This is a genomic window from Micromonospora sp. AKA38 (genome assembly GCF_027925725.1).
Classification (GTDB): domain Bacteria; phylum Actinomycetota; class Actinomycetes; order Mycobacteriales; family Micromonosporaceae; genus Micromonospora.
Window position 1 is genome coordinate 683,570 of the sequence record NZ_BNEI01000005.1, and the last position, 24,333, is coordinate 707,902.

The window sequence follows — 24,333 nt, forward strand, 5'->3', positions numbered from 1 at the left end:
AGTCAAGCTGATCGATGTAATCCACTCGGCGCGGCCGTCGTCTCCCGGGCGACCACGGTCTCGGTCGCGCACCACCGTTCCGGCACCGGTTCGCCGTTGACCAGCCGCAGCACGGACTCGCCGACCAGTTCGCCGAACGTGTGCACATCGAGGCTCATCGTGGTGAGTGCGGGGGAGGCCAGACGGCAGAGGCTGGAGTCGTCCCAGGCGATCAGGCTGACGTCGCCGGGAACCCGGCGGCCCGACTCTTTGATCGCGTGCAGGCCGGCGACCGCCATCAGGTCGTTGTCGTAGATGATCGCGGTGGGCGGCTCGACCCCGGCCAGCAGCTCGGCGGTGAGCTTGGCCCCGGCCTCCTCCGAGTAGTCGCCCTCCACGACGACGGCCTCGACGGCGGCGTCGGCCGCGGCCGCCAGCATGGCGGCCGTGCGGGCCCGGGTGTGCAGGAGCGCACCCGGGCCGCTGATCCGGGCGATCCGGCGATGCCCGAGATCGACCAGGTGCGCCAATGCCGCTTGCATCGATCCGACGTCGTCCCGGCGCACCGCCAGGGCCCCCCGGGTCGGCTCGCCAGTCACCACGACGGGCAGGCGAAGCTCCCGCAGCACCGCTGGCCGGCCGTCGTCGACCGACGGGTTCACCAGCACGACCGCGTCGACCAGCCGCTGCCGCGCCCACCGACGGTACGCGGCGATCTCGGCCGCCTGGTCGGCGACGACGTGCAGCAGCACCGACCGACCGTGTGCGGCGAGCCGCTCCTCGATGCCCGCGATGAACTCCATGAAGAACGGCTCGGTGCCGAGCAGGCGGGGCGGCCGGGCGAGTACCAGGCCCACCGCGCTCGTCCCCCACGCATCGTCCATCTCGCACGCCCCCGGTTTCGTCAACTGGCCGATTCGGTGAGCCGTGCCCGCTCGTCGGCCACCTGCTCGAGTGGGCGTGGACCGTGACTCAACGGGACCAACTCGGATTCGAGGACCAGTGCGGCGGCCCCGACGGCCGATGCCGTGGCGGCGGACCGGGAGAGCCGTACGTCGACGGTGTGCGTGCCGCGGGAGAAGGACGCGCGCAGTTCGTGCCGGACGATCGGGAGGTAGACCGAGCCGGCGGCGGCCAGACTCGGCCCGGTGAGCACGAGCACCTCGAGGTCCATGAGGTTCGCCAGCGTCCGGGCGGCCACGCCCACCTGCCGGGCCGAACGCTCCAGCAACACCAGTGCGTGCGGTTCCCCCCTGCGGGCGGCGCGACTGATCGCGGCGAAGTCGGCGATCACCGACGGTCGTCCGGCGCTCGCGGTGAGACCCACCGCCCGGGCCGCGGCCGGGTCCGATCGGGCGGCGGCGACCACCGCGGCCGGCCCGGCCAGCGCCTCCACGCACCCGCGGGCGCCGCACCAGCAACGGGGACCGTCGGCGGACACGCACACGTGTCCGAGCTCGCCGACGTTGCCGCTCGGACCCCGGTAGGTGACGCCGCCGATGACCAGGCCGGCGCCGATGCCGGTGCCCATGTAGAGCGCGGCGGCCGACGTCGCGGCGCCGAATCCGCCCGTCCAGTGCTCACCGAGCGCCGCCGCCGTCGAATCGTTGTCCAGCACCACCGGCAGCGCCGTGACCCGCTCCAGCGCGGCGCCCAGCGGGAAGCCGGTCCACTGCCGCATCACGGGGGCGAGCCCCGCGTCCGGTGGACCACCGATGCCCCGGGCCGGGCCGACCGGGCCGGGGAAGACCAGACCGACGCCGAGGACCCGGGCCCGCTCCACCCCGACGCCGTCGATCAGCGCGGCTATCGCGGTGGCGATCCGCGCCACGACGGTCGCCGGCTCGTCCGCGCCGGCGCCCGGCCGGGAGATCCGGGCTACCACCGTTCCGCCGAGGTTGGTCAGGGCGTACGTGATGACGCCGTGGTCCAGGTGCACGCCGACGGCGTACCGGGAGGTGTGGTCGAGCTGGAGCAGCACCCGCCGCTTGCCCCCGGTCGACTTGGCGTGCCCGGTCTCGACCACCAGGCCCTCGTTGATGAGCTTGCGGACGAGGGTGGAGATCGTCGGCGCGGTGAAACCGGTGGCCTTGATCAGGCCGACCCGACTGATCGTCCCGGCCGCCCGGATCGCGTCGAGAACGACTGACTTGCTGCTCGTATGCGGCTTGCTCGTTGCTGGTTCGCTCACTGCTTCTCTGCCACGGCTGGTCGGTCGGCCGAGCGAATCATACAGCGATCCCGATGCCCGGGGCGGCGCCCGAGGTCGTCAAGGTATCGACACCCGCCTAAATGGGCGTCGAGAATTCTCCCCGAAAAGGTTTTCGGGAGCGTTCCGGTCCCGGCGCGATCAGGCGAGGCTCCCGCTGGGGACCATCCGGGACCTCGAACCGGTGAGATACGAAGACACCCATCAGCGAGCCGTGACCGGCAATCCTCCGGAGGACGTGCACCGGCACGCTGCCGGACGTGACATGGCGATGGACGTCACGGGGCCATGAGCCAGCCCTCGGTGGGGTGGCCCGCGCGGCGGGGCACCTGATCCGCCCACCAGCGAGTGGACGCGCGTACGACCTGGGCCGGGTCCGTCACCGGGAAGGTGGGCTCGAACGGTCGGCGCATCGCGGTGTACGCCTCGAACTGTTCGAGCAGGTCGGTGGCGCGCATCTGCATGGGTGAGAGGTGCTCGCGTACCAGTGGGAGATGCAGGCGCTTCCAGCGGTCGGGCGCGACGATCGGGGGGAACGGCACGGGGTCGCGTTCGCGCTGGTGCCGCCACTCGTTTATCTCGTCGAGGAAGGCCGACAGGAACGCGCCCATGGTCAGGCAGTCCTTCCCGGCGGCGATCACCTCGGTCCGTCCGCCGCCGGGCCGGAGGCAGCACGTTTCGAGCGCCGCGGCCACCTCGTCGACCGGAGCCACCTCGACATAGCCGTCGCCCGCGCCGACGACGGCCGGCGCCAGGCCCGACACGAGGGCCTGGAAGAGCGTGTACGGGCCGGTGAACGCCGAGATCACCCCGGTGGACCGTCGACCCAGGATCAGCGGTGGGCGGACGATCACGCAGTCTCCGACGGCAGAGTCGGTGACGATCCGCTCACCGACGGCCTTGGACCACTCGTAGCCGTTGCGGAAGCCGTCGTACTCGGCTCGCCCCGGCGCGTCCGTGGGGCCGGGTCCGTCGGCATAGGCGGTCGACACGTGCACGAACCGGGTACGTCCCGTGGCCAGAGCCAGGGCCGCGCGCAGGGTGTCGATGTTCGCGCGGGTGGCCTCGACGCGGTCCATGGTCCAGCGGGTGGACGCCGCGGTGTGCACGATGACGTCCCACGGGCCGCGCAGTTGCGCGGGTGGATCCTCCGTACCCATCACCCAGCCGACGGTCGGTGGCCCGCCCTCGGGCGCAGGGAGGTGGCGCACCGTGCGCACCACGTCGAACCGCGGGTCCCGGGCAAGAAGCCGGGCCGTCTCACTGCCGACGATGCCCGCTGCCCCCGTCACCAGGATGCGCATCGATGTTCCTATCGCTCGGGGGAGAGGACGAGGGAGCTGTTGTGCCCGCCGAAGCCGTAGGAGTGGCTGAGCACCGGCGTCGGGTCGATCCGGCGGGACGATCCAGCGACGACGTCGATGTCGACATCCGGCTGTCGCAGGTTGCCCACCGGAAAGACCGTGCCCAGCCGGGCACACTCGAGAGCGACGATCGCCTCCATCGCCCCGGCCGCTCCGAAGAGGTGCCCGGTGACGCCCTTGCAGGTGGTGACCGGCGGGCAGGCGTCACCGAAGACCGTGCGGTAGGAGCGGGCCTCCGCGGTGTCGCCGGCCCGCGTGCCCGTGCCGTGTCCGTTGATGTGCCCGATCTCGGCGGGGTTCAGCTTCGCGTCGAGCAGGGCCGACTCGATCGCCTGGGCGCCGCCCGCGCCGCTCGCGTCGGGAGCCAACGGGTGGTGGGCGTCGGAGCTGGTGCCGTACCCCAGGATCCGGCCCAGGACGGTGGCGCCCCGCGCTCGGGCACGGGTCTCCTCCTCCAGCACGAGGAACGCGGCCCCCTCGGCGAGGACGAGGCCGCTCCGGTCGGCGTCGAAGGGCCGGCAGGCCCGCCCGGGGTCGTCGGAGGCGGTGGCCATCACGCCCAGGTGCGCCATCCCGGTCATGATGTGGGGTGTGACCGGCGCGTCCGTCCCGCCGGCCACGGCCACGTCGAGCTCGCCGTACTGGACCTTGCGGAACGCCTCACCGATGGCGGTCGTGCCGCTGGCGCAGGCGGCGGCGTACGTCGTGGCGGAGCCGTGCGCCCCCAGCGTGAGCGCGAGGGCGGCGGCCGGGGAGTTGGGCATGGCCAGCGGCACCAGGAGGGCGGTGGTGCCGGTCGGGTCACCCGCGGCCTCCCGCACGGCGAACTCCATCGGCGGCGCGCCCCCGCTGCCCACTCCCACCGCGACGCCGGCGCCGCGCAGGAGCGGGTCACCGCTGAGGCCGCTGTGACTGACGGCGGCCAGCGCCGCGGCCACCGCCATCTCGGCGGAGCGGCTGTAGTACTTGCGCCGCCGGTCGGCCAGCCCCGGTGCCGCGACGAAGTCCGCCACGGTGGCGGCGAAGGGCACGGCGACGTTGTCGGCGACCAACTCGGGCACGACCGCGGCGACACCCCGGGCGCGGTCCAGGGCGGACAGCGCGTCGCCCACCGTGTTTCCGATCGGCGTGACCAGACCGAAGCCGGTCACGACCACCGACCGGGTCACGACCGACCTTCCCGCAGGTGCTCCGTCAGCACCCGCACGAAGTCGTCGACGGAGACGATGTCGCGCAGGGTCTGCACCGGCAGCCGCCGCCCGAGCGACCGTTCGAGCCGGACACCCATCTCTGTCAGTTCCAGGCTGTCGACCTTGTAGGTCCGCATGAACGGCTCGTCACCGGCGAGTTCGGTCGGGTCGATGCCGAGTACGGCGGCCACCTCGTGACGGACGATGCTGTCGATGGACGGTGACATGATGCGCGGCCTCCTAGTTCTCGACGTCCCGCACCGCGCGGTCGAGCGCGGCGGAGATGAGGTGGTGGGCGGTGTCGATGTCGTCGAGGCCGGCGACCAGCGGCGGCATGAGTCGCAGGCACTCCGGACGACCCAGGCACGGCGAGACCAACAGCCCTTCCTGGGCCAGGTTCACCAGCACCTCGCCGCCCAGGTGCGGCGTGGCGAACTCGATCGCCCACAGCAGCCCTCGCCCGCGCACCTGGCTGACCGCGTCCGGGTGTCGACCGCGAAGGTCGGCCAGGTGCCCGGCCAGCCGCTCGGCCAGGTCGCCGGCGTGGCCGGCCAGCCGCTCGACCTCGTCCAGGGCGGCCACCAGGGCGGCGCATCCGAGGGGATAGGCGCTGAACGTGGCCGTGTGCTTGTACGGGTCGGCCAGCAGCGGCCGGTAGAGGTCGTCGGTGCAGACGACCGCGGAGACCGGTACCACGCCGCCGCCGAGCCCCTTGCCGAACAGCACCGCGTCGACGGGCAGCTCGTCCGCGACGGCGACCGACGGTGCCAGGCAGCGGCGCAGCCCGCACTGGATCTCGTCGGAGATGGCGAAGGCGCCGGCGTCGTGCGCGGCGTCGCACCACTCGGCCAGCGCGTCCCGATCGAGGGGGACGACACCGCCCTCGCCCTGGATCGGCTCGAAGATCACCGCCGCGACGTCCTCGGCGCGTAGCCTGACCCGCAGCGCGGCGGTGTCGGCCACGTCGAGGTGCTCGACGTGGCCGAGCAGGGCGTGCAGTCCCTCCCGGAACAGCGGCGTCGAGGTGGCCGACAGGGCGCCCAGCGTCTTGCCGTGATAGCCGCCGCGGACCGCCAGCACGGTGGGGCGCCCGGTGGCCAGGCGGGCGAGTTTGAGTGCGGCCTCGACCGCGTCGCTGCCGTTGGCGCCGAGGTAGACCCGGGTGAGGCCGGCGCCGAGATAGGTGCCCAACCGGGTGGCGGCCGCAGCCGTGACCGGGTTGGCCAGGGTTCGGGTGCTGACCGGCAGCTGGTCGAGTTGGCGGATCACGGCGGCCAGCACCGCGGGGTTGCGGTGCCCCAGTAGGGCCACGCCGTACGATCCGAAGTCCAACAGGGATCGACCGTCGGAGGTCCGGACGCGGCATCCCGCCGCGGACTCCTCCACCGCCCCCTGACCGATCACCTTGCCGGTGAGCGCGGCGGCCGGGGTGAGGTGCCGGCGGACGGCTCCGAACGTGTCCGCCGCCACCGGGTCACGTCGCATCGCGCACCTGCACGGCCGCGCGCACCGGGGTGTCCGAGAGGTCCAGGCCCCCGCCGATGCCCAGGTGTCGTCGTCCCAGATACTGCCGGACGGCCGCCCGGGTCGGCGGGTGGTACCGGCTGGCCTGGGCGTCGCGCCACAGTCGGGACAGCGGGGCGCGCCGGCCGTACGACTGCCCGCCGCACACTTCGCCGAACGTGGCGACCGCATCGGTGACGACGTCCACGGCCTCGCTCTTGAGCGCCAGCGCGAAGGGCAGCAGCGCGGTGGCGTCGCGGCCGGCGTCCATCTGGGTGGCCAGGGCCAGGCACGACGCCTCCAGGGTCAGCAGCCGGCTGAGCGCGCCGCCGGCAACCCCCTGGTAGGTGGGAAGGTGTGCGCGGGACCCGCCGGTGTGCACGACCCGGCTGCGGTGCAGCATCTCACCGGCGGCGTCGGCCGCCGCCTTCGCCACCCCGAGGTAGACGGCGGTGGCGGTGAGGCAGAACCATACGAGCCCCGCATCGATCGTGACGTCCTCGACGCCCGCCCGTCCCTCGGTGAAGACCAGATCCTTGGGCAGGTGGACGTCGTCGAAGACGACGGTGTGTGACCCCGACGCCCGCATGCCCATCGCGTCCCAGGTGCGGTCGACGGTGATTCCGGGGGCGTGCCCGGGTAGCAGGCCGATGACGAGGTCGCCGTCGGCGCTCTGCGCCTGGGTGCAGTACAGGTCGGCGACGCCCGCGAGTGAGCAGGGTGTCTTGCGTCCGTTCACCGTCCAGCCGTCGGCGCGTCGAACCGCCGTCATGCCGGCCCGCGACACGCTGCCGGCCAGCCCGGGTTCGGCGAACGCCGACGCCACCAGTCTGCCCTGGGACGCGATCGCCTCCAGAAGGAACCAGGAGGTGTCGGCGTTCCGCCGCCATTCCTCGACCATGATCCCGACGGAGAACACGTGCATGTTCACCGCGATCGCCAGACCAGGGTCGGCGCTGCCGAGAAGGCGCTGAGTGGCGCAGCACTCGACCAGTCCGGCCCCACGGCCCTCCATCTCCACGGGTACGGCCAGCCCGGGCCACCCGCATTCCCGGAGCGCGGCGAGGCTGTCGAGATTCAACTCCCCGTCGTCGTCGGACTTCGCGGCGCGACTCGCGATGCCGTCGAGCGTGCCGGTCGGCAGGAGCGCACTCACGTCCGGCCACAGGTAGTCGTAGTTCATTAGGGTATCGCTCACCCGGAACCCCTCCGATGATCACGCCTGCTCCATCGGAATATAGGACAGCTGGCCATCGGCATTGCTGAATGTTTTTCAGTAATGCGTGTCGGCGGCGATGTTACCGTCCACCCACCACGGCGACACACCGTCGAATCGTGGCCGACATGTCACCTCAGCGTCGGGAGCGGGGATGCTGAAACAGGGAACAGATATGCGGAGCGCGTTGTCCAAGGTGGGCATCACCGTCGCGCAGTTGCGGGACACGGGTGGGAGTGTGCTGGCGGATGGCCGCGCCTATCTGGTCGGCTCGCTGGCTCAGGGGTTCGGCAACGGGGGAAGCGACGTCGATATTCATGTGTTCGCCGAATCCGCGCACCCGAACAGCGCCCCCTATCTGTTCTTCGTCAATCAGGTGCCGGTCGACATCGAATTCTTTCCCGCGGTCCGGGTCGCCACGCTGGTCGCCGAACTCGGCCGTGCGGCGGTGCCCACGGAGGTCGGGCGGATCGCGCTCCACCCGGCACCGCGTGGCCATCGGAAGATGTGCCTGTCCCGCTGGATGACGGCGGTTCCCCTCGACCCCGCACACGGCGCGCTGGTGACCTCTGCCGACGCCGCGGTGATCCGGGCGCATCTGATGCGTCACAGCGTCGAGCTCACCGTGCTGTACGCGGCGCTGGCCGAGTTGGTCGAGCTGGGCGGCGCGAACCCGGCGGGGCTGTGGAGACACAGCGGGCGGGCGTTGCTCGACCTGTTGTGCACCGAACGTGGCCTTCCACCGATGGGCGCCAAGTGGCTCCCGGCGCGACTGCGTGCGGCCGGGGTCGACGACGCCGTACGCCGATCGTTCGACCCGGTCAACCTCGACGACTGGGTCGGGGCCGTCGCCCGGCTGGTGTGGCCGATCGATGACCCCCTCGCCCTGGTCGAGTTGCAGGAGTGCACGATCGGCGAACCGGTCCCCCTCGGGCGACGGGCCATGACCGTGACGCGCTACAACCAACTTCACGGCGGCGAACCGCCGGTCGGCGGATGCCTCCGGCAGGTCGTCGCGCAGGCCGGTGCCCGGCGGGTCCTGGCGTGGATGCGGGCCGGTCTGGTGCGTCCCGCTGTCGACCCGGCCGCGCTCAACCACTCCGCCCGCAGGGCGCCGAGCGACGCCGAGCCCGTGGGAGAGCCACGATGACCCAGGCGCCGGAGCGGGACACCTGGTGGGTGGCCAACCGGGCGGCTCCCGCGACCTATGTCTACTTCACCTACGTGCAGAGCTCACTGGGTGACATGGACGCCGCGACCGTCGACCGTGACTGGGAGACCGTCGTGGCGGCGGCGACCGAGGCGGTGACGTCGATCGGGTACTGCCTGCTTGTGCTGCGGGGTCTGGAGGGCAACACCTACGACGGCGAGGTGGCGATCCACCTGGCCGACGCCCGGCCCGGGGATCCGATGGCGGAGGTCGAGTCGACCCGCCGGTCGCTGCCGGAGGCGGTGGGTGCGTCGCGGGAGCAGGCCGAGACGGCCCGCGCGGCGGTGCGGAGGCTGACCGATCTCGTCGTCGCCGAACTGCCGTCAGCGCTCCCGACCGTGCGCGCCTCCGACGGGTTCTTCCCCAGCGTCCGCATTGCCAAGGACTACGAGAACCTGCGCAAACGGCTCGGACTACCGCCCCTGGACTGGATCAAGTGGCTGCACTGAGAGCGTGTCCCGCCGCGAGCCGCCGTCGATTGCGAGGAGTGTCATGCCGCATGTGATCACCCGGACCGTCTGCGCCGCAGGTGTCGACGCGGTCTGGGCCAAACTCAAGGACATCGAGTCCTATCCGACCTACATGACCGTGGTCCGGTCGGTGGAGATCGAACGGGAGCTGTCCGACGGACGCCGGATCAGCTCGTGGTCGGTCCTGCTCAAGGGCTCGGTCCTGGAATGGCGTGAGGAGGAGGTCGTCGACGAGGCGAGTCGAACTCTGTCCTTCGAGCAACTTGACGGAGACATGGACGTGTTCAGCGGACAGTGGCGGGTGACCGCCGAGTCGGGCGGGACGGTCATCACGATGGAGGCCACGTTCGACATCGGCATCCCGCTGCTGGCCGAGATGCTGAACCCGGTCGCCGAGAAGGCTCTGCGGGACAGTTGCGTACAGATCGCCTCGGCCGTGGGCGCGCAGGCGCATGCCTAGGTGGGCGGTGGGCCCGTACCTGGCCGCCCGCTTCCCCGTACCGCTGATGGTGGTGGCCGCGCTTCCCGGGGCCGCCGCGGGTCTCGCCCACGGCGACGCCACGCCCGCCGCCCTCGCCGCGTGCGCCGCGGGCACGATGCTGCTGTTCCTGGCGCAGCGGCTGGTGGACGACATCGACGATTTCGACCGCGATCGCGCCCAGGGCCGGCTCCCGGAGGGGGTCACCCGGGCGGGCATGGTGGCCGGCCTGGTGCTGACCGGCGCCCTGGCGCTGCTGCTCGGCCTGCCGGGACCCGCGGCCGTGCTGACCGGGGCCGCGGCGTTGGCCGGCATGTGGGTGGGCCCCATGGTGGCGCGTCACCGGGCACTACGTCGGCCGGTGCTGCTGTTCGTGCTCTACGAGACCGTGCCCCTCGCGATCATGGTCTTCCCGTCCGCACGGGTCGCCGCCGACGCCCCGGTGGCGTGGGGTGCCGCGCTGACCGTCGGCGCCGTGCTGTGGTGCGCCTACGAGTTCTGGAAGTTCTCCCGTAAACCCGGCGACGCCGGCTACACGCCCTTCGACCTGGCGCCCGAGGGCCGGGTCCGGGCCGCCGCCGTCATCGCCGCCGGTGGTGCGGCGGTCGCCGCCGTGGCCGGCCGTACCGGTCTGCTGAACGGTCCGGTGTCGGTCGCTGCCGCGGCGGTCGCGGGGCTGTTCTGCCTGGCCGCCGCCCACCAGGCCGGGTTCCGCCACCGCCGGGGCCTCCCGCCGCGGTGGTGGCCCGGCCTGCCGTTGCTGGTGATCCTGCCGTCGGTGGTGGCGGTGACCGCCGCCGCCACGGTCTGAACCGACGAGAGCGAGCCGCGATGCGAATTCTCCACCCGGGCATGCCGGTCGCCGAGGTCGCCGCACTGGGCGGACGCAAGGCCGCCGGGCTACGTGACCTGCGCGAGCTCGGCCTCGCCGTACCCGACTGGCGGGCGCTGCCGGTCGACGCCTTCACCGAGCACCTGCGACGCTGCCAGCCCGCCCGCGGCGGGGAGTCGGGCCCGTCCGCAGACCCCGAGCATGCCCGGCGACTCCGGGAAGCCATCCTGACGCACGCCCCGGCCCCGCAGGTGCGGGCGGCGATCCGGCGGATCGAGGACGAGTTGGGTGACGGGCCCCTCGCCGTCCGGTCCTCGGGGCTGGAGGAGGACGGCGAGGTCACCTCCTTCGCCGGTCAGCACGAGAGCTTCCTCAACGTTCGCGGGACCGACGCCCTGCTGGACGCGGTCCTGAGATGCTGGGCGTCGGCCTTCTCCGACCGCAGCGTCAGCTACCGCGCCCAGCACGGCATCCAGGCGTCCCCCCGAGGGCTGGCGGTGGTCCTCCAGCGTCTGGTGCCCGCCGAGGTCAGTGGCGTTCTGTTCACCGCCAACCCGCTCACCGGATCGCGTACGGAGCGGGTGGTCAGCGGCACCTGGGGTCTCGGTGAGGGACTCGTGTCGGGAGCCGTCGACGCCGACACGGTGGTGCTGGACCGGGCGGGCTCGGTGCGCTCCGTCGTGCTGGGGGACAAGTCCGAGCGTTACGCCCCCGCCGACGGCGGCGGCGTCTCACCGCACCCGGTGGCACCGGCCGACGCCGCGCAGGCGTGCGTCGACGCGGGCCTGCTCACACAACTCGGCGCGGTGGCCGACGTCATCGACGAACGGTTGGACACGCCGCAGGACATCGAGTGGGCCGTCGCGGACGGTCGGCTCTGGGTCCTGCAGTGCCGGCCGATCACGAGCGCGCTGGACGCCGCGCCAGGACAGATCCGCACCTGGGACAACTCCAACATCATCGAGAGCTTCCGGGGTGTCACCTCGCCACTGACCTACAGTTTCGCCCGGCGCGTCTACGGCGAGGTCTACCGGCACTACGCCGCGTCGCTCGGGCTCGACCGCACGGCGTTGGACCAGGTCGAGCAGTGGACCCCGTACCTGTTGGGCTACTTCGACGGTCACGTCTACTACAACCTGCACAACTGGTACCGCCTGGTGGGGCTGGCGCCCTTCTACGACAACGGCCGACGCAACCTGGAACTCACCCTGGGCGTCCGCGAGGCACTGCCGAGGGAGGTGGCGGAGTCCCTGGTGCCGTACGAGCCGGGCGCCGGGCCGGCCCGCCTGCTCCGGATGGCACGTACCCGGACGGTTTTCGCCTGGCGCCTGTTGCGCCGTGACCGGATCGTCGCGCGCTTCCTCACCGGCTTCGACGCCGCGTTCGCGGCATACGACGCGGTCGACTACACCCGCCTGCCGGGCGACGAAGTGCTACGCCGCTATCTCGCGCTGGAGCGCGACTTCGTCACCCGCTGGGGTCCGGTGTCCATCACGGACCAGGCCATCGGCGTCTTCTTCGGTCTGCTCGCCCACCTCACGCGTCGCTGGCTGCCTGACGCGCCGCCATGGCTGGCATGGGCCGCCGCCGGGCCCGGCAAGGTCGTCTCCGTCGAGCCCGCGGAACGGCTGGCCGAGCTGGCCGAGCAGGTTCGGGCCGACCCCGCGCTGGAGGCGTTGGTGCGCGACACCGAGGGGACAGCGACCAGGCAGGCCCTCGCGGACGCCGGGCACCACGCGTTCCTGGCCCGGATCGACGCGTACATCGACCGCTTCGGGTATCGCAGCGTCGACGAGATGAAGCTCGAGGTGCCCGAACTCTCGCACGATCCCGCCTCGTTCTTCGCGCTGCTCACGACCGCACTCGGCGGCGGCGAGAAGCGGGCCGCCGCAGACATCGCGCCCCATGTGCGCGGCCTCGGCCCGCTCCGTCGCCCGGCCTACCGCTGGGCCTGCACCCGGGCTCAGCGCGCCTTCGCCGCCCGGGAGAAGACCAGGTTCTCGCGCACGAGGGCCTTCGGTGTGGTCAAGCGGATGTTCCGCGCGCTGGGTGCGGACCTCGCCCGGTCGGGCCGGCTGGCCGCCGCCGACGACGTCTACCTGCTCACCCTGGACGAGGTCGTCGGCGCCTACGAGGGCACGCTCGTGGAGTCCGACCTGGCCGGGATCGTCGCCCGTCGGTCGGCCGAGCGCGCCCGCGGTGCGGTCGCCCCCGAGCGCTTCACCACGACAGGCGCGGTGTATCCGCCGTCGGGCGGGCAGCAGTGGCCCGAGGACGTCGGCGACGCGCCGGCCATGGGTCCGCGGGACGAGATGGTCGGTGTGGCGGCCGGGCCGGGAACAGCCACCGGCCCCGCGATCGTGGTGGACACCCCGCACGGCGTCGACGGTCATGTGGTCGTCACGTACCGCACCGACCCCGGCTGGGTGGCGGTGCTGCCGTCCGCCGCCGCGCTCCTCATCGAGCGCGGCAGCCCGCTCACCCACGTCGCGATCGTCGCGCGTGAACTCGGTGTCCCCACCGTCGTGCAGATCAGGGACCTGACCAAGCGGGTCGCGGACGGGACCATGCTGGAGGTCAACGGCTCCACCGGCCGGGTACGAGTGGTGGCGCCGGCGGATCATGGATGAGCGGGGCGTGACCGGCCGGTTCATCGCCTTCGAGGGGATCGACGGCAGCGGCAAGACGACCACGGCGGCGCATCTGGTGGGGCTGCTGCGTCGTTCCGGGGTGCCCGCCACGCTGGTCGCGCACAACAGCACCGATGTGGGCCAGCCGGCCGTGTCGCAGTACGTCGCCGAGTTGGTGTCGTTGAAGCAGCGGACGCACTCGTTCGACTACGCGTCCCTCGGCGCGGTGCACTGGGCGTTGATCCGTGCCAGCTACTACGCCTTGGTCGACCGCTTCGTCGTCGGGCCGGCGTTGGAGCGGGGGGAGGTGACGGTGGCCGACGGGTGGTATCACAAGTTCATTGCCCGGGTCACCGCGGCCGGACACGCCGATGACCCGCAGGCGGTCAGATCGATCTTCGCCCCCGTCCGCAGCCCGGACACGGTGTTGCTGCTGGACACCGCGCCGGAGGTGGCCGCCGATCGGAAGAAGGACATCAACGACGCCGAATACGGCCCGACCCGCCGGGGTGAGGGCTCCCGCTCGGTGTTCGCCCGGTACCAGCGCCAGGTCCGCGGCGAGCTCCTGCGCATGGCCGATCCTCGGGTCTGGCAGGTGATTCCTACGGACGACCTCGGACCCGGGCGGGTCGCCGCCGCCTGCCTCGACGCGCTCCGCGGACAGGGCCTGCTGGCGGAAGGGTCTCGCGTACGGTGACGCCGACCGTGTTCTCGCTAGGTATGCCCGCCGTCCGGGCCGGTGCCCCCGCGGCGGGAATCGGCCGGGCCCGGCGTGCGGAAGCCGAACGGCGGTCCGGTCGTGGCGTGCGTCATGTCGGCGACCTTCTGCCGGGCCTCGACGAGCGCGATCTCGATTTTCTCCACCGCCGCCAACAGCGCCTCTCCGCCCCGGGTCGTGGACACCCGCCGCGTCGTTCGGGTGAGCAGCGGGACGCCCCAGTCCTTCTCGAGACGCCTGATCCGGTGCGAGAGTGTGCTGGGGCTGACGAACAGCAGGGCCGCCGCGCGCGTGAAGGACCGCTCTCGAGCGACGATGCGAAATGAGTGTAGGGCCTGCCAATCCACGTGAACCCCCTCGAAAATCGGAAGACGGCGTGTTCGGAACTTGTCAGGGTTGGCAGAGGTTCAGGCTGCGGCCCAGCCGGCATCCGGGTGGCGGCAATTCGGTCCGCCAGCGTCAAAATCGTCCGGGCGCGCACTTCTTGCCGGAATGGAATCTGTTCGGAGTAATACGGCGACCCGGGTCTGACGGGTCGTGGAGGTGCTATCGTCAACGACCGTGTTTCTGGCTGATGGCCATCCTTGCACCACTTCCCACCGGTTGTTCAACCCGCAGAGGGCATTGGCCCGTCCGCCGCGGAAATATCTTGAAAAAGTGCGAGCAATTGCTGCGGCTGACCCCGCCGCCTCGTTACTTCGGCTGATCCGAGTCTTGCATGAATGGAAGGCTTCCGGCCATTCCACTTGCGTATTCTTGTGGTTACGCACGGCAACCTCGCCGGATTGCCGGGTCGGCCGGGTCCGGGAGGCGGGCGCATTCGACTGCGGGTGCCGTGCGGGAAATGTCGCTTAGCAAGGTCGCCCGCGCGGCCGAATATCGGAGTTCGCAGAGCGGGGGCCGAAAGGTCGCCGGATCCCGTACCCGTCATTCGAGTTCGCGGCGGCCTATGCGCCGGCGGCGTGCCGGCCTTCCTCGGTCGCCGGCCGCTGCGGCGGTGAGACGTCGCTGCGGGCGTTGCGCCCTCCCGGCCCGGTGCGGGCGGGCCGGGCCGGATGGCGTGTCAGAAGCTGCTGACCAGCTTCACGAACGCGTCGTCGATCGTGGCGGGATCGGTGGCGTCGAAGGCCTTGCCGGACGACGCCTTGGCGATCCGGTCCAGGGTGGTGAAGTCCGACTCCCGGTCGAAGGCGATGCAGAACACCTTGACCGGACGCTGCGGGTCCAGGGCGACCTCGGCGAGCAGGCGGGCCAGGTCGTTGTCCGGGCCGTACTCGTTCTTGCCGTCGGTCAGCACGACGATCGCGTTGATCCGCTGCGGGTCGTACCGGTTGAGCAGCTCCCGGTGTGCGGCCCGGACCGTCGCGTAGAGCGCGGTGCCGCCCTCGACGTGCAGGCTGGCGATCTTGCTGTTGATCCGCTTCTGGTCGAACCCGCCGAGCGGGACCTCCGTCCGGTACGGGCTCTTCGGCCGCTGCTTGGTCTCCGAGGAGAACGACCAGAGCCCCACCCGGTCCTCGGAGTTGAGCAGCGCGAGGCCCTTGCCCGCCGCGGCCGAGGCGACCTGGAACCGGGTACGGGTGCCTACCTTCGCCTGCATCGACCCGGACGTGTCCAGCGCGATCAGGATGTTGGCCTTCTTGCGGAGCGTGCGCCAGCCGTCCAGCATCGCGCCGACCACCTGCGGGTCCGGGGGCTCGAAGTAGGTCAGTCCGCCGGTGGGCTCGGCGCCGACACTGGCGAGCAGTTCCGCCGACGCCCGGCGCTCGTGGTCCCGGAAGCCGAGGCGGGCGAAGCTCTCCTGCTGCGCGTCCTCGGTCAGGAACGCCTGGAAGTCGGCCGCCGCCGCGCGCTGCCGCTCGTCGGCGGAGGGCAACACCACGAACGGGTGGTCCAGGTTGAACGTGCCCTCCTTGGGATGGATGGCGACCAGCGGGACGTTCGGCCGGCGGCCCCGCTCCTGCCCGTCCTGCCGAGGGCTCAGCGCCCCCGTGTTGTAGAGGTCGACCAGCTCCTCCTGCAGGACGATGGCGCTCATGTCGTCGGTGCTGCCCGCGCCGCCGGCCAGGTCCGCCTCGGCGAGGTTGCGCAGCAGGTCCACCGAGTCGTCGCTGTAGTGCGACACGTTGGCCTCGATCCGGCGGACGAACTGGGTGACCGCGGGGTCGGCCAGGTCGGCGCGGGTCAGGTCGCTGGACCGTCGCACCGCCGCGTAGTAGGTGGCGATGGTCGCGGCCAGCCCTGAGGTGGACAGGTTGGGGTTGTCCTTGCCGAAGGTGAAGCGGCCCCACTCCGGCTTGCCGAAGCCGGCCCACCCGTCCCGCCCGGACAGACCCAGGATCTCCCCCCAGCCCAGCGGCCCGCGCCGGCGTACCAGCTCGGCCTTTGGCTGCGGCATCGCGATCACCAGCGGGCTGTTGGCGATCGACGGGTAGCGGTCCGGGGTCTGCGGCGCCCGCCCGGCGGCCTCGTCGAGCAGCCGGAGCTGGCCGGTCCACAGGCTCGACGTCGGCAGCCAGACCTGCGGTTGCGGCAGGCCGGTGCGGGCCCAGTCGGTGGCCAGCGCCTCGGTGGCCTGGCCCGAGTTCAACGCGCTGACGTGCACCTGGGCGCACCCGCCACCCTCGATCGACCGGTTGCTGCGGTTGTAGCGTTCGGCCAGTTCGACCAGCAGGTCCGCCTTCTCCGTCGAGGAGTTGACCTGGAGGGTGGTGGCGCAGTCGGCGCGGGCCCCCGTGCTGCCCGCGTCGCGCTGCCGGACGAACACGACCGCCCCGGCGATGACCACCAGCCCGGCGGTGACGGCGGCGGTGTAGGGCAACCACTGCCGCGTACGCGTAGCGGATGGGGTCATCGGGGCGTCCTCCTCGGTGGGCGGCTGGTGGCAGCCAACCTATCGATGCGGCGCCAGCCCGCGCCCCGGGCCCCACCGCACCGGGTCACCCGTGGTCGGGTCGTCCCCCGAGCGCGGTCGCGACCAGTAGCCGGACCAGGTAGACCACGACGAAGGCGACGGCCCCGACCGCGGCGGCCGGGCCGATCGCGCTCGACCCGACGTAGCCGGCGGCGGCGCCGGCCGAACCGAGGAAGAGCGCGGTCGAGATGCCCCAGGCGTCGAGGGCCTCACGACGCAGTCGCCGCAACGCGCCGTCCGGGCCCGCGCCGACGCCGGGCTCTCTCACCGGCAGGTGCGCCGGTTGGGTCGCCACCGGCAGGTGTGCCGGTCGGGTCGCCACCGGCGGGTGTGCCGGTCGGGTCGCCACCGGCGGGTGCGCCGGCTGTGTCGGTCCGGCCCGGAACGGCGTGGTCGGCGGTGCCTGAGTCGTCGGCTGCGTCGAAGTCGGCGGCGGTGTCGGGCGCGGCTGCGGCGCCGTCGGCGGGACCGTGGGAAGCGGGTGGTTCGGCGTCGGCGCGCCCGCAGTCTCGTTGCCGGCCTCGAGCAGGCTCTTCCGACGCAGCGGCGCGGTGACCGTGGCGTCCTGCCGGAGCAGCCGCACCAGCACGCGCTCGGCGTCCGGCCGGTCCGCCGGATCCTTGGCCAGGCACTCCCGGATCAACTCGTCGAGCACGGGCGGCAACGGCGGCAGCTCGGGAGGATCGTGCAGCACCCGGTGCATCACGGCGAAGAGCGAGTCGTTGCCGAACGGCGGCCGACCGCCGGCGGCGAAGGCGATCGTGGCCGCCCAGGCGAAGACGTCGCAGGGCGGACCGACCGCGTCGTTGCGGAACCGCTCGGGCGCCATGTACGCGGTGGTCCCCATGACCCGGCTGGACGCCGTCTCGGTGACGCCCAACGCGCGGGCGATGCCGAAGTCGATCACCCGAGGACCGTCCCTGCCCAGCACCACATTGTCCGGCTTCAGGTCGCAGTGCACCACGCCGGCGCTGTGGATCGCGGCGAGCGCGGTGACCGTGCCGACCGCGAGCCGGTGCAGGGCGTTGCCGGCCAGCGGGCCGCTCTCGCGGACGTGCCGGTGGAGCGTCGGGCCCTCGATGAACTCACTGACCACGTAGGGCTGCTCGCCGTCCACCTCGGCGAAGAGCACCTGCGCGGTGCAGAACGGAGCGACCCGGCGCGCGGCGGCGATCTCCTTCACGAACTGCGACCGCGCCCGTGGATCACTCAGATCGACGTTGACCATCTTGACCGCGACCCGGTCGCCGGCGTCGTCCTCACCGAGGTAGACGACCCCCTGTCCACCCGCGCCCAGCCGGCCGACCAGCCGGTAGCGGCCGGCGGTGACCGGGTCGTGCGTCCACAGTCTGGCCAATCCTGGCACCGGCGGGCCGGCCGGTTCTGACATCCCGACTCCATCAGTGTCGTGCCCGGCCACCGGCGGCGCAGGACACGGTCATCGTGCCATGTCGCCGCCGGTGACCGGAGACGTCCGGCCACCGGTGGAGGTCAGCGCTGGCTGCGGGGCTGCGCAACGGCACGATCCGGGCGTGCGCCACCCACCGTGTACGCGTACGGCACCGCCGCCACCTCCGTGCCGAACCCGGTACGCGCATCGAACGCGGTCACCGTCAGCGATCCGGCGACCCGCCGCCCGACCGGTCCGTCGGGCGTGAGGGTCACCGTGACCCGGCCGCTGTGCCCCGGCGCCAGCGTCAACGGCGCGTCCGGCTCGGTCACGCCCTCGACCACCCGCCGCCAGTAGCTACCGGTGGACGACGTGGCCTGCCGGTCGGGAAGCCGGGTCAACGCGGTCGCCGCGCAGTCCACCCGGGCCGTCGGCTGGGGCGTGGCACCGAACGGGCCGGAGCGGTTGGCGTTGCAGATCCAGGTCGTCGCCGCCACCTCGACCGACGACACCAGCACCTCCGATCGGCGGCCCGGGGTGCCGGCCAGGTCCGGGTCCCCGACGTAGTAGCCGTTGTCCCCGTAGGGCTGCGTGTCGAGCAGGTGCGGCAGTGTCGACTCGGCGGTCATCCGCAGCTCGGTGGTGCCCGTCGGAACGAAGAAGCGGGGGTAGACCTCGGTCCCGGACACCGGTGTCCGGTAGGTGGCGGACGCGACCGGCCGCAGCGGTACCTCGCCGACGGTGTCCAGCCGGGCGTCGACCAGGTAGGACGCCGGGGCGGCGCCGGTGTTCGTGATCGTGAGCGTGGCCCGGACCGGCGTGCCGGCGGGGAGCACGCCACCCGCCGGCACGCCGGTCGCGGCGACGGGTGGCGGGGCGTACGCCACCCGGCCGTGGAACGGTTGGCTGGTGCGCGCCGTGGCGGTCGGGGCGGTCAGCACCAGCACCACGGTCCACCGGCCGGCCTGCGGGGCCCGCCGGACCAGGTCCAGGCGGGGCGGCGCGGTGGCCCCTGCGGAGCGGGAGCTGCTGGCGGCGAGCGGCATGCCGTTCGGGTCGACGAGCAGACCCCACACCTCCAGGCCGGGATCGTCGCCGACGGCCACCGACACGGCCAGCGCCGGTCTCCCGGCGGGCACGTCGAGTTGGAAGCTGCGTCGCTGCCCGAGCAGGGCCCAGCCGGCCAGGGCGCCGTTGCCGCCGGAGAAGACGCCGCGGAAGCCTCCGCCGGAGGGGCCGGTCGGCACCAGCGTCCGTAGGCCCAGCGGAAGCGCCGCGTACCCGGTCGCGCCGGCGGTGACGGTCACTGCGGTCACCGCGTCACCGGCCTCGGCCGGCAGACCGACCGGCAGCCGGACGGTCCGCGTGCCGCCGGCCGGCACGACAGCCGACGGGCCGGTGTGTGTGCTCAGCCGCAGCGCGGTGATGTCGTACCGCACCGCGCCCACCGGCGGGGAACCGTCGTCGCGGGTCCAGATCGCCACGCTCCAGCGGCCCGGCTGCGGCCGGGCCACGGTCGCGGCCGCGTACCCGCCGTTGCCCAGCGGCAACGAGTAGCCGGCGAGCCGTCCGGCGGGGTCGAAGACGCTCACCGCGACCGGGGCGGTGTGCGAGCGGGGGTCCCAGGCCGCCGCGGCGTGGAGCTGGTCGGTTCCGCCGGGCACGGTGACCGGCACCCGGCGGGCGTTCGCCGGCACCCCGTCGGAGTCGGCGAACGTCTCGCCGGCGCCGGTGGCGGGCGTGACCCGGCCGGCAGCCAACCGGCGGGCCGGCGCGGTGGAGCGCAGGGCGACGGTGACGCGGCGGGTGCGTGTGCCCGGGTTGGTGACCCGCACGTCGACGGGGGTGACCCGTCGCGGCGCGCCGGTGATGCTCGCCGTCGAGGTGGTGACGAGCAGCCCCGCCGCGTCCCGGGCGGCGCGTCGACCGGCGTCGGCGGTGGGCGACCGGCCGGCCGGCGGGTCGGTCAGCGCGGCGGCCAGGCGCACCGCGGCGAGCGTGTCGACGCGTCCGGCGCCCTGCTGGCCGGCCGGCTGCCGCAGGTCGGCCGCGGAACTCATGAGGATGTGTTTGACCCGCGCCGGGGTGGGGGTGGCGCCGGTGCGCCGGCGTACCGTCTGGATCACCAGCGCGGCGGCGCCGGCCACGAACGGCGCCGCCGCGCTGGTGCCGCCGAACAGGAAGAACGGGCTGGGGGTGCCACCGTCGAAGAAGGAGACGCAGCTCTGGTAACGGGTGGTGTCCGGGGAGCAGGCGGCCCAGCCGGTGTCGCCGGGAGCGACGAGGTCGACGGTGCGCGGTGCGGTCTGGGCGGTGCCGCCGGAGCTCAACGCGGACACCGAGTCGGACCGGTAGCCGCGTCCGAGTGGGGCCCCGCCGTAGCCGAGCTGGTCGTAGGCGCGTAGTTGGGTGCTGGCGCCGACGGCGACGACGTCCGGGTCGCTGGCGGGTGAGCCGAGGGTGTCGTCCGGTCCGGCGTCCCCGGTGGCGACCACCACGGTCACGCCCGCCGCGACGGCCGCGTCGTTCGCCAGCCGCAGGGCGTTGGCGGCCGTGTCCGGGTAGCCGAAGCCGACCAGCGACTCGTTCAGCACGTCCACGTGTTCGTGGAGCACCGCCCACTCGATGCCCCGCAGGACGACGGACGTCGGCGCGGCGACGTTGCTGAACACCTTCGCCACGTGCACGGTGGCCGCCGGCGCGACGCCGAGGATCCGGATCGGGCACGGGGTCGCCGGGCGGTGCACCGGGTGGGCGTACGGACCGGCGTCGTAGACACCGGCGCCCTGGGCGGCGATGACGCTCGCGTCCCCGAAGGACTCCAGGATGTACGAGGGGGCGTCCAGGCCGTCGCCGGTGAAGTCGGCGTACCCGGCGACGACGGACCGGCCGTCGCGGACGAACTCGGGCGCGCCCGGATCGATCGGCCCGCCCAGCACCCCGACGCGCACCCCGGCCCCGTCGGCGAGGTCGTGCGCGCCGGGACCCTGGACCGAGCCGACGGTTCGCGTCACCGTCAGCCCCTCCGGTTCGGTCGCCGGCGGTTCACCAGGGCGGGCGCAGCTCCGCCCCCCGTTTCCGGCGGCCACCGGCGCGGACGCGGGACGGGGCGCGCCGACCGGGGTGACCGGTTGGCGTAGTCGTAGCTGACGGTCGGGCAGCACGGCGCGTACCCCCGGGCGGGACGCCAGTTCCGCGGCGGCCCGCGCCGGCAGCGTGGCGGCGACGGCGTTGACCAGGCGCAACGGCTGCACCCGGGTGGCGCCCGCGCGGCGCAGGTCGGTGAGCATCGGCTGCTGCCCGGCGGCGATGCGGGCGGTCCGGTCGGCGAGCCGCCGGCCCGGCGCGGTGTCGTGCTGGTCGGCGAGCACGACGATGACAGCCCGGGCCGGCCCACCGGCCGCGACCGCCGGCGCGGCCACGGTGACGACCGGGACGGCGGCCAGGGCCGGTGTGAGGAGCGCGGCCAGTACGCGGCGCGGCGCGGTGAACAGCACGATGATGTCCTCGCTTCCGGGGGAGGTCGGCGGTGGGCGAGCCGGTCAGCTGGCGGTACGGCGTTCGGTGACGACGACCCAGCCGAAGGTGGCCAGTTGCAGGGCGACGAGCGCGAGGAAACCGACGCCGTTCCAGAAGGCGGGCCCGTCGGGCGGGGCGTCGAGGCCGTCGACGGCCAGGCTGACCATCGTGACCATGGCGGGCACCGTCAGGGTCAGCAGCGCCACGGTCACCAGGAGCGACCCGAGCAGGTAGCACGGCGCGTACCAGCGGATGATCCGCAGCTCCCGCGCCGGCACACCGGTGAGGTCGTGCGCGGCGGCACGGCCGATCACCCGCCGGGCCCGGTCGGCCAGCCAGCGCCGGGTGTCGCCCATCAGATCACCCAGCCGTAGCCAGTTGCCCAGCACGAAGTAGATGTCGGTGCGCATGAACACCAGGAACTGGTAGACCACCGACAGCGTGAGCGTGTAGACGATCCCGCGCACCAGCCGCTCCTGCACCCCGGCGAGTTGCAGCAGCAGGCAGGCCGACATGAGCAGCAGGTCCCAGGTCAACCCCGCCAGATAGGGGGCGTAGCGGCGGCGGCGGGGCACGGACCGCACCGCCGACATCTCCGTCTGCGCCACCAGGAACCACAGCCGTCGACTGATGGACAGTCGTCCCGTGACGCCCAACGCCCGCACGGTGGCCGCGTGCGCCAGCTCGTGCAGCAGCACCAGGGTCCAGGCCACCGCCGCGACGACCAGCGCGTTGGCCAGGACCCCGTCCAGGAGGAACGCGTCCGCCGGGGTGGGCCGCAGCCGAGGGAAGAACGCCAGCAGCAGCGGCACGGTCAGCCAGCCGGCGGCGTAGAGCAGCCGCATCGGCGGCGCGAGCAGCCAGGCGACGCGCTGCGGCGACAGGTTCCCCAGCAGCGCCAGCCCTCGCCGGGGCGCGGCGGCGCCGGTGCCCGGTCCGGCGCCGGTCGTCGACGTGCCGGCGCCGGCCGGGCCGTCGTCCGCGCCCGGTGTGGCGTCGGCCCGCACGAAACCGCAGGACGCGATGCCGTCGAGGAAGTCGGCGAGGTCCGGCTCCGTTCCGTACCGCTCGGTGAACCGCCGGCGGACCTCGCCCAGCGGGAGCCCTTCGCCGAGCCACCGGACGAGGTCGACGCCCTCGACCGGCAACTCGACGAAGTCGCCGGTGTCCACCCGGCCGACCTCGCACAGACCGTCCTCGCTCTCGCCGATGTGCAGCGGATACAGCCGGACGACCGTGGTGTCGGCGAGCGTGCTGGTCACGTCGCGGATCCCGACGCGACCGTGTCCCGTACGCCGGGAGCCGAGGCGCCGGGGCGGGGCACCCGGCCGTGCGGGCCGCAGGCGGCGCAGTCGTCGAGCAGCGTGCCCTCGGCGAACTGCGTCTCCATCCGGTGCACGTCCACGACGAGCTTGCGGCCGACGATGACCGGTTCCGCCATGCCGGTGAGGTACTTGACGGCCTCCAGGGCGGCCAGGTTGCCGATCATCCCGGCCATCGGCGCGTTGCAGGGGTTGATGGTGCGGTCACCGATCACCCCGACCACGTACTCGGCCATCGGCGTGTACTCCGGATGGTTGGCCGCGGCGTCCTGCTCGACGCACTGGAAACACGCGGTCCGGTAGGGCACGTGCAGGAAGAGGCTGACCGTGAGCCCGTCGTTGGAGCCGCGCATCCACGCGGTGCCCTCCCGCAGGGCCGCCTCGTTCAGCCACTGGTAGAGCGTGAGCCGGGGGCGGTCCGCGGCGCAGATGACCAGGTCGCGGCCGGTCATGCAGGCGCGGGCGGCCTCGACCCCGTCCACCCGGGCGTTGCGTCCAGTGACCCGGACGTGCGGGTTGATCTCGGTCAGCCGACGGACGGCGGCGCTCACCTTCGGCTGCCCGACGTCGGCGTCGGTGTAGAGCACCTGCCGGTTGAGGTTCATCAGCTCCACGTCGTCGTCGTCGACGAGCAGGATGTCCCCGACGCCGATCGCGGCCAGGCTCATGGCCACGTACGACCCGAGGCCGCCGATGCCGAGCACCGTGACCCGGGCGTCGCGCAGCCGGAGCTGGAAGTCCGCCGCGGTCAGCGGTGGCTTGTGGAAGTAGGAGAAGAACTCCAGGTTGCGCCGGTACCGTTCGCGTTCCGCCGCCGGCAGTCGGGCCGGCGGGGGCACGGCGGCGTCCTCCACGAAACCCATGTCGATCAGCGCGTCGACGGACGCGTCGACGTCGGCGGCGGTGATGCCCGGCTGGTGCTGCGCCATCGCGTCGGCCAGCTCCGGGCGGGTGCGCGTGCCGTCCATCAGGTTCAGCAGACGCCAGGTGTTGCCGTGCTCGTCGTCGACCATCTCCGAGGCGATGCCGTAGTCGCCGCCGCCGATGCGGATGCGGCCGTCGCCCAGCGGGATGGGGGGAAACACACTCTTGATCCGGGGTCGCCTCATCCGTACTCGCTCCTTCTGGTGTTGCCGGGGCGGCGGTCGCCCCGCGGCGTCGAGGCGGTCCTGGCCACCGCCCCCGGCGGTGGCCAGGACCATCGGGTCAGCAGTCCGTGCAGGGGCTGCAAGCGCAGATGACGGTGGTCTCGATCTTCTCGAGACGGCGGATCTGGATCTTCATGGCGACACCTCCCTCGTCAGCTAGCGGCGGGCCGGACCGTGGCCGGCGGGCGCCGGCGGTGCCGGTCGGCACCAGGAAGTCTGCGGCGGGTCGGCGGGGCGTGGA

General features: G+C 72.9%; 19 protein-coding genes. 6 read left to right on the top strand and 13 right to left on the bottom strand.

The window, feature by feature from the left end:
* Positions 1-2: 2 nt before the first annotated feature.
* The 7 genes from TPA0908_RS20490 to TPA0908_RS20520 all read right to left on the bottom strand — a co-directional run bounded on the left by TPA0908_RS20490 (position 3) and on the right by TPA0908_RS20520 (position 7,443).
* Positions 3-863, bottom strand: coding sequence for a LacI family DNA-binding transcriptional regulator (locus tag TPA0908_RS20490; RefSeq protein ID WP_281940271.1), 861 nt, complete (start codon positions 861-863; stop codon positions 3-5).
* Positions 864-883: 20 nt separating this feature from the next.
* Complete coding sequence (locus tag TPA0908_RS20495) at positions 884-2,170, bottom strand: ROK family transcriptional regulator (protein WP_281940273.1); 1,287 nt, start codon at positions 2,168-2,170, stop codon at positions 884-886.
* A gap of 296 nt (positions 2,171-2,466) precedes the next feature.
* Entirely contained in the window at positions 2,467-3,492 is a 1,026-nt protein-coding gene (locus TPA0908_RS20500) for an SDR family oxidoreductase (RefSeq protein ID WP_281940275.1), read from the bottom strand.
* 8 nt (positions 3,493-3,500) lie between these two features.
* On the bottom strand, positions 3,501-4,721 hold the full coding sequence (locus tag TPA0908_RS20505) for a beta-ketoacyl-[acyl-carrier-protein] synthase family protein (protein ID WP_281940277.1): 1,221 nt from the start codon (positions 4,719-4,721) through the stop codon (positions 3,501-3,503).
* Complete coding sequence (locus TPA0908_RS20510; protein ID WP_281940279.1) at positions 4,718-4,969, bottom strand: acyl carrier protein; 252 nt, start codon at positions 4,967-4,969, stop codon at positions 4,718-4,720. The genes TPA0908_RS20505 and TPA0908_RS20510 overlap by 4 nt, the downstream gene beginning before the upstream one ends.
* 13 nt (positions 4,970-4,982) lie before the next feature.
* A complete protein-coding gene (locus tag TPA0908_RS20515) occupies positions 4,983-6,227 on the bottom strand; it encodes an aspartate aminotransferase family protein (protein WP_281940281.1) in 1,245 nt (414 codons plus the stop codon).
* Entirely contained in the window at positions 6,217-7,443 is a 1,227-nt protein-coding gene (locus TPA0908_RS20520) for an acyl-CoA dehydrogenase family protein (RefSeq protein ID WP_281940283.1), read from the bottom strand. The genes TPA0908_RS20515 and TPA0908_RS20520 overlap by 11 nt, the downstream gene beginning before the upstream one ends.
* A gap of 193 nt (positions 7,444-7,636) precedes the next feature.
* Here TPA0908_RS20520 and TPA0908_RS20525 point away from each other — a divergent pair, with 193 nt between their 5' ends.
* Genes TPA0908_RS20525 through TPA0908_RS20550 form a run of 6 tightly spaced genes read left to right on the top strand, consistent with a single transcriptional unit; the run spans position 7,637 to position 13,778 of the window.
* Positions 7,637-8,611 carry a hypothetical protein gene (locus TPA0908_RS20525; RefSeq protein WP_281940285.1) on the top strand — a complete coding sequence of 325 codons (975 nt, stop codon included), beginning with the start codon at positions 7,637-7,639 and terminating at the stop codon, positions 8,609-8,611.
* Complete coding sequence (locus tag TPA0908_RS20530; protein ID WP_281940287.1) at positions 8,608-9,120, top strand: hypothetical protein; 513 nt, start codon at positions 8,608-8,610, stop codon at positions 9,118-9,120. Before TPA0908_RS20525 ends, TPA0908_RS20530 begins: the two co-directional genes overlap by 4 nt.
* 43 nt (positions 9,121-9,163) lie before the next feature.
* Complete coding sequence (locus TPA0908_RS20535) at positions 9,164-9,601, top strand: type II toxin-antitoxin system RatA family toxin (protein WP_281940289.1); 438 nt, start codon at positions 9,164-9,166, stop codon at positions 9,599-9,601.
* 7 nt (positions 9,602-9,608) lie between these two features.
* Complete coding sequence (locus tag TPA0908_RS20540; RefSeq protein ID WP_281940291.1) at positions 9,609-10,430, top strand: hypothetical protein; 822 nt, start codon at positions 9,609-9,611, stop codon at positions 10,428-10,430.
* A gap of 20 nt (positions 10,431-10,450) precedes the next feature.
* Positions 10,451-13,081, top strand: coding sequence for a phosphoenolpyruvate synthase (locus TPA0908_RS20545; RefSeq protein ID WP_281940293.1), 2,631 nt, complete (start codon positions 10,451-10,453; stop codon positions 13,079-13,081).
* Positions 13,082-13,088: 7 nt separating this feature from the next.
* The gene (locus TPA0908_RS20550; RefSeq protein ID WP_281940295.1) at positions 13,089-13,778 is read left to right on the top strand and encodes a dTMP kinase; all 690 of its coding nucleotides are present in this window, start codon (positions 13,089-13,091) and stop codon (positions 13,776-13,778) included.
* 17 nt (positions 13,779-13,795) lie between these two features.
* Here TPA0908_RS20550 and TPA0908_RS20555 read toward each other — a convergent pair whose 3' ends face one another.
* From TPA0908_RS20555 to TPA0908_RS20580, 6 genes are all read right to left on the bottom strand, one after another.
* On the bottom strand, positions 13,796-14,146 hold the full coding sequence (locus TPA0908_RS20555) for a LysR family transcriptional regulator (RefSeq protein ID WP_281940297.1): 351 nt from the start codon (positions 14,144-14,146) through the stop codon (positions 13,796-13,798).
* 716 nt (positions 14,147-14,862) lie between these two features.
* The gene (locus TPA0908_RS20560; protein ID WP_281940299.1) at positions 14,863-16,653 is read right to left on the bottom strand and encodes a vWA domain-containing protein; all 1,791 of its coding nucleotides are present in this window, start codon (positions 16,651-16,653) and stop codon (positions 14,863-14,865) included.
* A gap of 85 nt (positions 16,654-16,738) precedes the next feature.
* The gene (locus tag TPA0908_RS20565; RefSeq protein ID WP_281940300.1) at positions 16,739-18,070 is read right to left on the bottom strand and encodes a serine/threonine-protein kinase; all 1,332 of its coding nucleotides are present in this window, start codon (positions 18,068-18,070) and stop codon (positions 16,739-16,741) included.
* A 134-nt stretch (positions 18,071-18,204) separates the two neighbouring features.
* Complete coding sequence (locus TPA0908_RS20570) at positions 18,205-21,600, bottom strand: S8 family serine peptidase (RefSeq protein ID WP_281940302.1); 3,396 nt, start codon at positions 21,598-21,600, stop codon at positions 18,205-18,207.
* A 45-nt stretch (positions 21,601-21,645) separates the two neighbouring features.
* The gene (locus TPA0908_RS20575) at positions 21,646-22,884 is read right to left on the bottom strand and encodes a hypothetical protein (protein ID WP_281940304.1); all 1,239 of its coding nucleotides are present in this window, start codon (positions 22,882-22,884) and stop codon (positions 21,646-21,648) included.
* Complete coding sequence (locus TPA0908_RS20580; RefSeq protein ID WP_281940306.1) at positions 22,881-24,053, bottom strand: ThiF family adenylyltransferase; 1,173 nt, start codon at positions 24,051-24,053, stop codon at positions 22,881-22,883. Before TPA0908_RS20580 ends, TPA0908_RS20575 begins: the two co-directional genes overlap by 4 nt.
* Positions 24,054-24,333 lie beyond the last annotated feature (280 nt).

What these genes read in the sequence shown, in the direction of transcription:
- TPA0908_RS20490 (WP_281940271.1), bottom strand. Translation starts at nt 863, where the DNA reads ATGGACGATGCGTGGGGGACGAGCGCGGTGGGCCTGGTACTCGCCCGG.
- TPA0908_RS20500 (WP_281940275.1), bottom strand. Translation starts at nt 3,492, where the DNA reads ATGCGCATCCTGGTGACGGGGGCAGCGGGCATCGTCGGCAGTGAGACG.
- TPA0908_RS20510 (WP_281940279.1), bottom strand. Translation starts at nt 4,969, where the DNA reads ATGTCACCGTCCATCGACAGCATCGTCCGTCACGAGGTGGCCGCCGTA.
- TPA0908_RS20515 (WP_281940281.1), bottom strand. Translation starts at nt 6,227, where the DNA reads ATGCGACGTGACCCGGTGGCGGCGGACACGTTCGGAGCCGTCCGCCGG.
- TPA0908_RS20525 (WP_281940285.1), top strand. Translation starts at nt 7,637, where the DNA reads ATGCGGAGCGCGTTGTCCAAGGTGGGCATCACCGTCGCGCAGTTGCGG.
- TPA0908_RS20530 (WP_281940287.1), top strand. Translation starts at nt 8,608, where the DNA reads ATGACCCAGGCGCCGGAGCGGGACACCTGGTGGGTGGCCAACCGGGCG.
- TPA0908_RS20535 (WP_281940289.1), top strand. Translation starts at nt 9,164, where the DNA reads ATGCCGCATGTGATCACCCGGACCGTCTGCGCCGCAGGTGTCGACGCG.
- TPA0908_RS20545 (WP_281940293.1), top strand. Translation starts at nt 10,451, where the DNA reads ATGCGAATTCTCCACCCGGGCATGCCGGTCGCCGAGGTCGCCGCACTG.
- TPA0908_RS20560 (WP_281940299.1), bottom strand. Translation starts at nt 16,653, where the DNA reads ATGACCCCATCCGCTACGCGTACGCGGCAGTGGTTGCCCTACACCGCC.
- TPA0908_RS20580 (WP_281940306.1), bottom strand. Translation starts at nt 24,053, where the DNA reads ATGAGGCGACCCCGGATCAAGAGTGTGTTTCCCCCCATCCCGCTGGGC.